The organism is Tabrizicola sp. (genome assembly GCF_051645465.1).
Lineage (GTDB): Bacteria > Pseudomonadota > Alphaproteobacteria > Rhodobacterales > Rhodobacteraceae > Tabrizicola.
In genome coordinates, this window is record NZ_JBOFBI010000114.1 from 1 (window position 1) to 12,165 (window position 12,165).

13 protein-coding genes and 1 riboswitch are annotated in these 12,165 nt (G+C 65.3%); of the genes, 5 read left to right on the top strand and 8 right to left on the bottom strand.

Annotated features, from left to right (window positions below; genetic code table 11):
- From ACRCSW_RS06905 to ACRCSW_RS06925, 5 genes are all read left to right on the top strand, one after another.
- On the top strand, positions 1-491 hold a 491-nt coding region (locus ACRCSW_RS06905), incomplete at its 5' end, for an ATP-binding cassette domain-containing protein (protein ID WP_438703717.1).
- Positions 492-514: 23 nt separating this feature from the next.
- Complete coding sequence (locus ACRCSW_RS06910) at positions 515-1,390, top strand: alpha/beta fold hydrolase (RefSeq protein WP_438703719.1); 876 nt, start codon at positions 515-517, stop codon at positions 1,388-1,390.
- A 216-nt stretch (positions 1,391-1,606) separates the two neighbouring features.
- Positions 1,607-1,870: a BrnT family toxin gene (locus ACRCSW_RS06915; RefSeq protein ID WP_438703721.1), complete on the top strand. Its 264-nt coding sequence runs from the start codon at positions 1,607-1,609 to the stop codon at positions 1,868-1,870.
- The gene (locus ACRCSW_RS06920; protein ID WP_438703722.1) at positions 1,860-2,123 is read left to right on the top strand and encodes a CopG family antitoxin; all 264 of its coding nucleotides are present in this window, start codon (positions 1,860-1,862) and stop codon (positions 2,121-2,123) included. The genes ACRCSW_RS06915 and ACRCSW_RS06920 overlap by 11 nt, the downstream gene beginning before the upstream one ends.
- A 383-nt stretch (positions 2,124-2,506) precedes the next feature.
- Positions 2,507-3,832 (top strand): NAD(P)/FAD-dependent oxidoreductase, encoded by a 1,326-nt coding sequence (locus ACRCSW_RS06925; protein WP_438703724.1) that lies wholly within the window; start codon positions 2,507-2,509, stop codon positions 3,830-3,832.
- Between the two features lie 185 nt (positions 3,833-4,017).
- Here ACRCSW_RS06925 and ACRCSW_RS06930 read toward each other — a convergent pair whose 3' ends face one another.
- From ACRCSW_RS06930 to ybeY, 8 genes are all read right to left on the bottom strand, one after another.
- Complete coding sequence (locus ACRCSW_RS06930) at positions 4,018-4,428, bottom strand: hypothetical protein (protein WP_438703726.1); 411 nt, start codon at positions 4,426-4,428, stop codon at positions 4,018-4,020.
- 667 nt (positions 4,429-5,095) lie between these two features.
- On the bottom strand, positions 5,096-6,445 hold the full coding sequence (gene aroA / locus ACRCSW_RS06935; RefSeq protein ID WP_438703728.1) for a 3-phosphoshikimate 1-carboxyvinyltransferase: 1,350 nt from the start codon (positions 6,443-6,445) through the stop codon (positions 5,096-5,098).
- A 159-nt stretch (positions 6,446-6,604) separates the two neighbouring features.
- Complete coding sequence (gene trmB / locus ACRCSW_RS06940; protein WP_438703730.1) at positions 6,605-7,306, bottom strand: tRNA (guanine(46)-N(7))-methyltransferase TrmB; 702 nt, start codon at positions 7,304-7,306, stop codon at positions 6,605-6,607.
- Between the two features lie 31 nt (positions 7,307-7,337).
- Positions 7,338-7,814, bottom strand: coding sequence for a hypothetical protein (locus ACRCSW_RS06945; protein ID WP_438703732.1), 477 nt, complete (start codon positions 7,812-7,814; stop codon positions 7,338-7,340).
- 27 nt (positions 7,815-7,841) lie between these two features.
- Entirely contained in the window at positions 7,842-9,008 is a 1,167-nt protein-coding gene (gene metK / locus ACRCSW_RS06950; protein ID WP_438703733.1) for a methionine adenosyltransferase, read from the bottom strand.
- 7 nt (positions 9,009-9,015) lie between these two features.
- Positions 9,016-9,065: riboswitch (SAM-SAH riboswitch) on the bottom strand.
- A gap of 14 nt (positions 9,066-9,079) precedes the next feature.
- Positions 9,080-10,576, bottom strand: coding sequence for an apolipoprotein N-acyltransferase (lnt, locus tag ACRCSW_RS06955; RefSeq protein WP_438703735.1), 1,497 nt, complete (start codon positions 10,574-10,576; stop codon positions 9,080-9,082).
- Positions 10,577-10,579: 3 nt separating this feature from the next.
- Positions 10,580-11,467, bottom strand: coding sequence for a transporter associated domain-containing protein (locus ACRCSW_RS06960; protein ID WP_438703736.1), 888 nt, complete (start codon positions 11,465-11,467; stop codon positions 10,580-10,582).
- A gap of 42 nt (positions 11,468-11,509) precedes the next feature.
- Positions 11,510-12,010 (bottom strand): rRNA maturation RNase YbeY, encoded by a 501-nt coding sequence (gene ybeY, locus ACRCSW_RS06965; protein ID WP_438703738.1) that lies wholly within the window; start codon positions 12,008-12,010, stop codon positions 11,510-11,512.
- Positions 12,011-12,165 lie beyond the last annotated feature (155 nt).

The window sequence follows — 12,165 nt, forward strand, 5'->3', positions numbered from 1 at the left end:
AGTCCCGCGACGCCCTCGACCCCAACAAGAACGTGTGGGAGGAAATCTCCGGCGGGGCCGAGGTCATCCACCTTGGCGACATGCAGATGAACTCCCGCGTCTACACCGGCGCCTTCAACTTCAAGGGCACCGACCAGCAAAAGAAGGTCGGCCTCCTCTCCGGCGGCGAACGCAACCGCGTCCACATGGCCAAGCTCCTGAAATCCGGCGGCAACGTCCTTCTCCTCGACGAGCCGACCAACGACCTCGACGTCGAAACCCTGCAGGCGCTAGAGGCCGCCATCGAAGACTTCGCCGGCTGCGCCATCATCATCAGCCACGACCGCTTCTTCCTCGACCGCCTCTGCACCCACATCCTCGCCTTCGAAGGCGACGCGCATGTCGAATGGTTCGAGGGCAACTTCCAGGCCTACGAGGAAGACAAGGTCCGCCGCCTCGGCCCCGACGCGCTGGAACCGAAGCGCGTGAAGTACAAGCGGTTCGCGAGGTGAGAGCCCGCCTCCGGGCGACCCTGGTGGCTCTCTTCGCTGCACTCTCGGCCTGCGGAAAGCCGGCCGAGACTGCCAAGCCACCGCTTTACACCACGGCCACCAAAAGCCACCCCCAGCAGATCACCTTCCTCCTCCCCGGCGCGCTGACGACCGCCAATATCTTCGGCCCGGCAAACGACTGGACGCAGGACGGCAACCTCGTCGTCGAATACCGCCTGCCCGGAATGGCCGGTGAGCCGCTCTCGCCGCGCCTGAAACTCATGCGCTCCGCCGAGTGGGTCGCCGACTACGCCAACCGCTACCCGGATGCCCGGATCAACCTCCTCGGCTACTCCACCGGCGCCGCCATCGCCATCGAGGCCGCAGGTCTGATCGACAACAGCGAACGTGTGAAAGTGGCCGCCATCTCCAGCGCCACCCCCTTCCCCGGCGCCGCCCTCGCAACCGTCCGCGGCGGCCTGCAGGTCGCCGGATCGGCCATCGCGATCGGCAGCCTGAACCCGACCCTCGTGTGGGAGGAATACTTCATCACCCTCTTCCTCGGCTCCGGCTGGCGCAAATCCCCCGAAAAGCGCGCCCTCGCAGAAGAGCTCCGCCGCGCCTTCCGCGGCACGATCAACACCCCAGGCGGAGGCCGCGGGAGGTCGCAATCCGGCAGCCTCCTCCTCTGGACCCTGTCACCCAATGCGCTGGCCACGAAGGCCGAAATCACCTTCTTCCACGGCGAAAACGACCCGGTCTTCCCCCTGCCCCAGGTCCAACGCCTGGCCGCCCGCCTCGACGCCCCGGTCTGCGTCCTCCCCGAAGACGGCCACATGCCCCTCCTGTCGCGCCGGGACCTGATGGATAGGGTCGAGACGTTCTTCTTCGCCGGAAGCAAAGCCGGACCCTGCGGCTGATTGGTAGGGTGCGCCAAAGCGCACCACCCCGACGCCGCACTGCCCAGACCACCGCCGACACCAGGCCTCCCTCCCCCTCGTGGGGAGGGGTAGGGGTGGGGGGCTCCCGGCGGCTGACCCAGACTCCGCCCCCGCCCAATAACCACCCGTTAACCAATTCCATCCATCAAGGAGCCTCAACCCCTTGACTCGTACACACAAACGTACATACGTTCTATGCACTTCGACTGGGACAACGGCAACACCGCCAAATGCGCAAAGCACGGCCTGACCAGGGTCGAAATCGAATACGCCCTCTCACACGGGGCGCGTTATGCCGCCGACCCGGCCCACTCACTGACCGAACAGCGCTTCATCGCGCTGTCCCGGACGGCGACGGGTCGCCCAGTCTTCATCGCGTTCTGCTGGCGGGACGGCCGCCTCCGCCCCATCAGCGCCCGCTACATGCATCGGAAAGAGGCTCAACGTCATGGCATCTAAACCCAAACGCGTCCCGGTCATGACGACCGATGAGGAAGCCGAGGCCTTCCTGGAACAAGACCTCTCCGATCTCGATTTCTCCCAGTTCAAACCCCTGAACTGGGAAGCCCTCCCCAAATCCGCCCGCATCAACATGCGGTTGCCAGAGGCGCTGATGGATGCCCTAAAGGCACGGGCCGCGCAGAGAGGGATACCGTATCAGCGGTTGATCCGGGAGGCGTTGGAACGGGAGGTGAAGGGGTCAAGTGCATGATCACGACGTCTTGAGCGAGCCGTAGGGTGCGTGATTTCACGCACCATCCTCCCCCACCACCGACGACCGACACCGCAAGTTCCACAGCGCCAAACCCACCACGAAGGCCAAAGGAAGCATCCGGAACCCCGGCCCAACGTCCCACCCCCCAAACCTTAACACCCCCCTAACGCCCCCCGCCTAACCCCTGGGAATCCCTCGCGGCCCCCAGGATGGGCACCGTGCCCAATCCCCTCACCCCCGCTCAATCTCGGCCCCAAGCCCACGCGTCCCGATGGTCGACGGCGGTCGCGCAGGTGCCCCCACCTTGCCCCGGCGGGGAGGAAAACCTATAGAACCGCAGACCGTGACCGATTGCGAGCAGGCATGAAAGGGAACGCGTGATGTCCTTCGACCGGGCCGTCGCCCAATCTGCCGACCTTCCAAATTCCCCAACCGAAGACGACCCCCGCCACCATGTCGTGGTGATCGGCGCCGGCTTCGCAGGGCTGCAGCTTGTCCAAAGCTTGCGGAAGTCGGGCGTCAGGATCACCGTGATCGACCAGCGCAACCATCACCTCTTCCAGCCACTTCTCTACCAGGTCGCAACCACGATCCTTGCCACGTCCGAGATCGCCTGGCCGATCCGCAGCCTTTTCCGCGACCGCCCGGATGTGACCACTCTCCTGGCCCGCGTCTGCGGCGTGGATGTCACCAACCGACAGGTAGAGCTCGCAGACGGGGCAAGCATCGGCTTTGACACCCTGGTCGTGGCCACCGGCGCGAGGCACGCCTATTTTGGCCACGATGAATGGGAAGCGACGGCCCCCGGCCTCAAGACGCTGGAGGATGCGACGACGATCCGCCGCCGCCTGCTCATGGCCTTTGAACAGGCCGAGCGCGAGACCGATCCCGCCAAACGCCAGGCGTTTCTGTCCTTCGGCGTGATCGGCGCGGGGCCGACGGGCGTTGAACTTGCCGGGATCATCGCCGAACTCGCCAGGCACACGCTCTGGCGCGACTTCCGCAGGATCGACACGCGACAGGCCCGCGTCATGCTGATCGAGGCAGGCCCCCGCGTCCTTGCGGCATTCCCCGAGGACCTTTCGACCTATGCCGCAGAGGCGCTAAGGCGCCGCGGCGTCGAGCTTTTGCTTGGTAAGCCAGTCACCGACTGCACTGCCGAAGGCCTGCGCATCGGCGAGACCTTCATTCCCTGCCGTACCGCCGTCTGGGCGGCGGGGGTCGCCGCCTCTCCCGCCGCCACATGGCTGGGGGCCAAGGGCGACCGCGCCGGGCGGGTCGAGGTCCAGCCCGACCTGACGCTGCCGGGCCATGCCGGCATCTTTGTCATCGGCGACACTGCCACAGTCAAAGGCCCCGATGGACACCCCGTGCCGGGGATCGCGCCCGCAGCCAAACAGCAAGGCGCCTACGTCGCCAAGGTGATCCGCACCCGCCTGACCGGCAAGCCAGCGCCCGCCGCGTTCCGATATCGGCATCAGGGCAATCTGGCAACGATCGGCAAGGGCGCTGCGGTGGTCCACATGGGGCGGCTGCGCCTTCGCGGCAAGCTTGCCTGGTGGGTCTGGGGACTTGCCCATATCTTCTTTCTCATCGGAACACGCAGCCGCACCGCCGTGGCGTTCAGTTGGCTCTGGACCTACCTCACCGGCCAGCACAGTGCCCGGCTGATCACGCAAGGCACCTTGACCGAGTCCAACGAATGACCGCGGGGCCAATGCTCTCAGACAAGCCCAAAACTTAAGGGGCAAACCTTAACACCCCCCTAACGCCTCCCCCGTAACCCCTTGAAATCCCGTGTGGGCCCCACCCGTAACGCTGAGTTACGCGCCCCTCACCCCCGCTCGATCTCGACCCCTAAGGGCCCCATCGCGTCGAGCGGACGGACAGATCACCCCTCAGCGAAATCAATCACCAGAATTCTAGCTGGCAGTGCCGAGTCAGCATTGCAGCCGCCGAATGTGGTGATCAGAAGGGCGACACTCCCCCCAGGAACCATCAAGTCCACTCCACCATGTTTGATTCCGCTGACCTCGATCGTCGCAGTTTGGCTGTCTAGGCTCGCAAAACGATCCGGGGTAAACAGGTTATAGAGCCACTCGCCTGCCGGGACTGAGACTGACGTCAGAACAGCTTGGTCACCGTTACGGGGCAGACCAGAATCTGGACCGAAAAGGGTGTTCAGGATATCTTCCTGAGCGTCGAAGTCGTCCGTGCCGTCCTCGAAACCGGTGCGCCGTTTTTCGTCGGCGATAAGGTCGCGGACCCGACTGGCGTCCTCGCCTTTGTAGACCTTGATCATCGCGGTAAACTCCGAGGGCTCGCATAGCGCAGAGTTAAGGACGAGCGTGAAAGGTTCCGGTCGCAAGGTCACGAAAGACCCAGTCGGGTCATCGCCAATCGGGGCCATTCGGGAGCTGTCCTCCCTCGCCTCCAAGACTTGCCCACCCTGAACGAACACCTGTCCAACGAAGATTTCGTTAGGCACCCCGTCCTCGGCCAGCGCAGGTCCGCTGACAAGTGCGAGTAGCAAGGCGAAGGAACTGGCCGTAGATATAAAGTTCATAGGGAAGACGCTCCGGTTGAATTGGCCGCCAATGTGCCCAAAGCCATCGACAAGCTGTAGTGTGCATTACCTTACATCGCGTCATGTTTTCCCACCGCCCTAGCGCTGAGACATGGGGTGGTCGCCAACCCACCACCCCTGCAGCATCTCGTTCCCCAGCGCAGTAATCGAGCCGACGCCAAGGTGTCCTACAACCCGTCGATGTCCTTTGACCTGCAGCGAAGGCCCGCGCCGAGCCGATGTCAGAGCGAAGAACACGGGATGCACCTAGAACGCTGGGCGCGAATGTCCTTGGGCGAGCCCCAGACTTAAGCAGGCAAACCTTAACAACCCCCTAACGCCTCCCCCGTAACCCCTTGGAATCCCTTGCGGCCCCCACCCGTAACGCTGAGTTACGCGCCCCTCACCCCCGCTCGATCTCGGCCCCAAGGCCCCGCATCAGCCCCTCGAAAATCGGGAACGAGGTCTGGATCGGCGACCCGTCATCGACCCCAACCGAGGCCTTCGAAGCCAGCCCCAGTACCAGGAACGACATCGCGATCCGGTGGTCGATGTGGGTGGCGCAGGTGGCCCCACCCGGCACCCCTCCCGGCCCCATGCCGTGGACGATCAGCGTGTCCTCATCCTCCTCGATCCGGACCCCGCAAGCCTCCAGCCCCCGCGCCATCGCGTCGATCCGGTCGCTCTCCTTGACCCGCAGCTCCTTCACCCCCCGCATCACCGTCTTACCGGTCGCAAAGGACGCCACCACCGACAGGATCGGATACTCATCGATCATCGAAGGAGCCCGCTCCGGCGGCACCTCGATCCCCTTCATGTCGCCCGAGAACCGGACCCGCAGGTCCGCCACCGGCTCGCCCCCCTCCTCACGCGGGTTCTGAAACTCAATCTCCGCCCCCATCTCGACCAACGTCAGATAAAGCCCGTTCCGCGTCAGGTTCTGGGAAACCCCCGGCACCAGAATGTCCGACCCCTCGACGATCAAGGCCGCGCAAACCGGAAACGCCGCCGAGGACGGATCGCGCGGCACCGCCACCGTCTGGGGCCGCAGCTCCGGCTGGCCGGTCAGGGTGATGACGTGGCCCTGATTTCCGTCGCGCTCCACCGACAGCTTCGCCCCGAACCCCAAGAGCATCCGCTCCGAATGATCCCGCGTGGGTTCCTTCTCGATCACCACCGTCTCACCCGGAGCATTCAACCCCGCCAGCAAAACCGCCGACTTCACCTGCGCCGAAGCCACCGGCAGCGCATACCTCACCGGCACCGGGTTCGTGGCCCCGACAATCGTCATCGGCAACCGCCCCCCCTGCCGCCCGTAGGCCCGCGCGCCGAACAACGCCAAAGGATCGGTCACCCGCCCCATCGGCCGCTTCCGAAGCGAAGCATCCCCGGTAAAGGTCGCCGTGATCGGCGTCGTCGCCATCGTCCCCATGATCAACCGCACACCCGTCCCCGAGTTCCCGCAGTCGATCACATCCGAGGGTTCCCGGAACCCGCCGACCCCCACGCCATTCACGGTCCACGCGCCCTCGCCGTGCCGGGTTACCGTCGCCCCGAAGGCCCGCATCGCCGATGCCGTATCCAGCACGTCCTGCCCTTCCAGGAGCCCCGAGATCTTCGTCTCCCCCACCGCCATCGCCCCAAAGATCAGCGAGCGGTGCGAGATCGACTTGTCCCCCGGCACCGAGGCCACGCCCTTCAGAGGCCCCGACTTCCGGGATTTCATCGGTTGCGCGTCGCCATGGCCGGACATCGGTCTCTCCCTCACGTTCGAGAGGCCTGATAGCGCAAGCCTTTGGCGGGGTCCATCACTTGAACCGTCCGCTCGGGCGGAGCCGGCGGACCCTCCGGGGGGAGTATTTGGAAAAGAGCAAATCGTTTGTGCTGCTCTTTTCCAAATACTCATCTGCTCTTAACGCCGCCGGAACGTCAGGTAATGCGGCACCCGGCCCTCGCGCAGGGCCTTCTGTTCGTAGCGGGTCGAAAGCCAGTCATCCCACGCCTCGCCAGGCCCGGCCTGCTGCAAAAGCTCGAACCCTGCGGCGGGCACTTCTTCAAGCGTCTGGCGAACATAGTCCGGGATATCGGTCGCCACCCTGAACTCGGCCCCGGGTGCGGTGATCCGGGCGAGGGCCAGCAGGTAGCCCGGCGTCACGAAACGGCGGCGGTGGTGGCGGGCCTTGGGCCAGGGGTCGGGGTAGTTCAGGAAGACCTTCGACAAGCACCCGTCCGGCAGCACATCGAAGAGGTCGCGAACGTCGCCGGGATGGAGCCAGAGGTTCGCAACCCCCGCGCCTCGGATCTTGCCCAGAAGCATCGCGATCCCGTTCACGAACGGCTCGGCCCCGATCAGCGTCACCTCCGGGTTCAGCGCCGCCATATGCACCAGATGCTCGCCGCCGCCGAAACCGACCTCCAGCCAGAGGGGCCGCCCACCGGCAAAGCCCAGGTCAAGCGGCGTGCGCGCCGGGTTATCCTCACGGCTGACGCCCCGAAGGCTCAGTGGGCCAAGGTCCTCGGCCAGATAGTCTTTCTGGCTCGCCCGCAAGGTCTTGCCCCGGATGCGGCCATAGAAGTTCCGCCGCTCCGACCGGGGGTCCGGATCATCCGCCATTCGTGTTTCACCGCTTTTGCACCGCTGGGGATCAACCCTTGGCGGCGCGCACCATCTCGCCCCGGATACCAGCCCAGAGGAACAGCCGGTAGACGACGACAAGCGCCACGAAAGCACCGCCACCCAGAGCGGCAAGCGCCCCGGGGTCCGCCGTCAGATCAGTCAAGTTCGCCACGCCAAGCGGATTGCCCGTCATCAGCCGGTTCGCCACCGCAGCGCCAGCGGCCACGATCACCAGAGTCAGAACGGCGAAGATGATCGACATCACGATGCCCTCCATCCCGCCGACATGGCGCTTTTCGGCCAGATAGAAGGCCTTCGCAACCGACACCACAGGCACCAGCACCAGCCCGATCAACGCGCCGACCACGGCACCGGCGACAAGGCCACCCTGCAGAAGACCGGGGGCGAACCGGTCGATCAGGTAAAGCGCGCCGACGATCACGGCAAAGACGACCACCGTATTCGCGGCGAACTTCAGGGAATAGGACAGTATCGAACCATTCATCAGCATTCCTCTCCTAATCGGATCAGGTCACACCGCCTTCTTCAAGGCCTCGACCAGATCGACTCGCTCCCACGAGAACCCGCCATCAGCGTCCGGCGCGCGGCCGAAATGGCCGTAGGCCGCCGTCCGCTGGTAGACGGGCTTGTTGAGGCTGAGATGCGTGCGGATCCCGCGAGGGGTGAGATCCATCACCTCGGCCACCGCCTTCTCGATCCGGGCCGCATCAACCTGACCGGTGCCGTGAGTGTCGACGTAGATAGACAGCGGTTTGGCCACCCCGATCGCGTAGCTGACCTGCAGCGTGCAGCGCTCGGCCAGCCCGGCGGCGACCACGTTCTTCGCCAGGTAGCGCGCCGCATAAGCTGCCGAGCGGTCCACCTTGGTCGGGTCCTTGCCCGAGAAGGCACCGCCGCCGTGAGGGGCCGCACCGCCATAGGTGTCGACGATGATCTTGCGCCCCGTAAGGCCTGCGTCCCCGTCCGGGCCCCCGATCACGAAGGTCCCGGTCGGGTTCACATGCCATTCGGTCTTGCGGGTGATCCAGCCCTCCGGCAGAACCTCGCGGATGTAGGGTTCGACGATCTTGCGGATCACCTTGGAGGTCTGCCGCTTCGACGTGTGCTGGGTCGACAGCACGATCGACGTCACCTCGACCGGCCTGCCGTTTGCATAGCGCAGGGTCAGCTGGCTTTTCGCGTCGGGGCCAAGCGTTGGCTCGGCTCCGGATTTCCGCACCTCAGCCAGACGGCGCAGGATCGCGTGGGCGTACTGGATCGGCGCGGGCATGAACTCGGGCGTCTCAAGCGTGGCATAGCCGAACATGATCCCCTGGTCACCGGCGCCATCTTTGTCGACGCCCTGCGCGATATGCGCGGATTGCTCGTGGATGTAGTTGTGGACCTTGATCTTGTCCCAGTGGAACTTCTTCTGCTCGTAGCCGATGTCCTTGACGCAATCGCGGACGATGCCGTCGATGCGCTTCATCATCGCGGCAGTGGCCTCTTTCGACGAAAGGCCAACCTCCCCGCCCACAACCACGCGGTTGGTGGTGGCGAAGGTCTCGCAGGCGACACGGGCGTTTGGTTCTTCCTTCAGGAAGGCATCGAGGACGGCATCCGAGATGCGGTCACAGACCTTGTCGGGGTGGCCCTCAGAGACGGACTCTGAAGTGAAGACGTAATCTTTGCGGCTCATGGGGACGTGCTCCGTTGGGTGAATCCCCGCCACGCCAGGAAGCCGTTGTGGGGGGCTTAAGATGCGACTCCCTAGACGGGAGGGGGCGGGCCGTCAATGGGAGCTTTGCGCCGGGACCAGAAGGCCAGAAGGGCGAGGCCCACAAGCAACACAGCCAGAGGGCCATCACCGAACCGGGCATAAGGCGTGGGGGGCAGTGCGCCGGGGATGCCGGTATCCAGCACCGCCATCGTGCCGAACGGCAGTTCCTTCACGACCCGTCCACGTGCGTCGATCACCGCGGTGACCCCGGTGTTTGCCACCCGGATCAGCGGCAGCCCCTGTTCCACCGCCCGTAGCCGCGCCTGGTCAAGATGCTGGAAAGGTCCGGTCCAGACCCCGAACCAGGCGTCATTGGTGATCTGCAGCATCCAGTCGGCGCGTTCTGGGGCTGCGTTGACCAGTCGCGGGAAGACCGCCTCATAACAGATCAGCGGCAGGACCTTGCCGAAAGTGCCAAGGTCCAGGATCACGGGGCCCCGCCCCGCAGAATAGGTGCTGCCCGCCTGTGCGGCAAAGGCCGTGATCCCGAACCAGCGATACGCCAGATCGCCCATCGGGATGTATTCGCCAAAGGGCACCAGATGGTGCTTGTCGTAGCGCGCGAACTCGCTGCCCTCACCTTCCAGCACCCGCAGGCTGTTAAAGAACAGCCCTTCGCCCTCACGCTGAATGCCGACGGCCACCGGCCGGCCGCCCGAGGCCGAGGTGATCATTTCGGCAACCGAAGGCGCGTATTCCAGCATGTAGGGCACGGCCGTTTCCGGCCAGATCGTCAGATCGGCTACGGTGCCTTGCCTGGTCAGGTCGAGAAGGCGGTTGAGATGTTTGTCAGCCAGGGCTTCGTCCCACTTCAGCGCCTGTTCGGCATTGGGTTGGACGAGACGAACCATAACGTCGCGCCCCTCGGGCAGCGGCTGGCCCAGCCGCCAGAGGCCGAACCCGACGACCGCCGCGAGAAGCAAAAGCGATGCAACCGCCCCCCGCCAGCGCCAAACGACTGGAAGGGCTGCGGCAAGAAGCAGAAGCAGACCAAGGCCCGAAGGCCCGACAAGGGCTGCCAGTTGATCGAAAGGCGTGCCGATCCAGACGTGACCGACCATCGCCCAGGGGAAACCGCTCAGGATCACTCCACGCAGCCATTCCAGCGCCACGAAAGCCGCCACGAACCCCAGCGCCCGGACCGAAAAGAGGCGCGCCATAACGGCAGCGCCAGCCCAGAACAGCCCCAAGCCGAAAGCCAGAAGGACGACGGCAAACGGCGCCATCCAGCCATGCCGGGCGATGTCGACCAGGAAGGGCTCGACTATCCACGACAGCGCCAGCCCGAAGTACCCCGCCCCGGCCAGAAGCCCGGTCCAGAACGCGCCTCGCCGGTCCGGGACCTGCTCCAGCAGCCAGATCAGCCCGGCCAGCGCGGCAAGCGTCAGCCACCAGAAGCCCAAAGGCGCCTGGCCAAGCGCCGCAGCGGCACCCAGCCCGAAGGCGAGCACCCCCCGGCGCCTGCCCGCCAACCAGCCATCAGCCATGCATCACGCGGGCACCTGGGCCTGAGCGGGCACCCGCACCCGAAGCCGCTTGATCCGGCGCGGATCGGCATCGACGATCTCGAACTGGATGCCGCTTTCATGCTCGACCACTTCGCCCCGCGCGGGCACGCGCCCCGCACGCAGGAAGACGAGGCCGCCGAGCGTGTCGATCTCTTCATCCTCTTCGCCCGTGCGCAGCGCCATGCCAAGCGCCGCCTCGATCTCTTCCAGAGGGGCAGTCGACTGCGCCAGGATCACCCCCGGCTTCTCTTCCTTCCAGAGCGCGCCTTCGTCTTCGTCGTGCTCGTCCTCGATCTCGCCGATCACCGTCTCGATCAGGTCCTCGATCGTGACCAGGCCGTCGACCCCGCCATATTCGTCAATGACCAGCGCCATATGCGCCCGCTCGCGCTGCATCTTCTGCAAAAGGACGCCCGTGGGCATCGAGGGCGGTGCGTAAAGGATGGGCCGCAAAAGCCGTTTCAGACTGAACCGCCCCGTCGCCCCGAACCCGTGCTGCAGCGCCAGGTCCTTCAGTAGCACCAGCCCCTGCGGATGATCCAGAGTACCCTTGTAGACCGGCACCCGGCTGAAGCCATGTTCGCGGAAGACCTCCACCAGTTCATCCTTGCCGATGCCCAGGGGAACCGCCACGATCTCGGCCTTGGGGATCGCCACGTCATCCACCCGCATCCGGCGAAGCGCATGGAGGCCCTGTGGCGCAGATGACGTGCCTGCCGGGGCCGGGTCTGCCGCCTCTTCGGATGCCGGGCTGAACGCGGATAGAAGCCTGCCGAAAAAGCCGCGCTGGCTTTGGTCGGGGGCGGGCTCATCAGTCATCCCATCCAGCGCGCCCTGCGCGGCGGGTGACCCGTCGGTGCTACTTCCCATCGGTCCTTTGTCCAGAAAACACCCGTCCTGCGGGTGCGTGGTTCAATATGGGTCAGAAAGCCCAAGGCTGGCAAGTATCCGCACCTCAAGCCCCTCCATCACGGCGGCATCTTCCTCTGCAACGTGATCGTAACCCAGAAGATGTAACACACCATGCACGATCAGATGCGTCACATGGTCAGCCATGGGCTTTCCCTGCTCCTCTGCCTCACGCGCGCATGTCTCCCAGGCGATGGCAATGTCGCCCAGGGATTCGGGGTCATCGGGCGCGCCAGGCTCCGGTCGCTCGGGGTCATCGCCCGCAACTTCCGCCGCCCGCTCCTCCGATGGCCAGCTCAGCACGTTGGTCGGTTGGGGCTTGCCCCGGAAATCGGCGTTCAGGACGGCGATCCGCGCATCGTCGCAGCCCATGAGGCTGATCTGGAACCCCGCGACGGGCAGGCCCAGACCCGACAGCACCGCGCGGCCTCCACGTTCGGCCAGGGGCGCCAGCCCGAAAGCCTCCCACCGCGTGTCTTCAATCACCGTGTCGACCAGATCCATCCGCGCCCCCTAGCGCGACCACCAATGCCGCGCCAGTCAAATTGAGCGCTGACGCGCGAAGACCTTTTGTCTCGCCTCTGCGCGTGAAGAACGCGCAACCGGCTCGGAAGAAGGGCGCGCCGCGCGGGAGTATTTGGAAAAGAGCAAATGCGCTT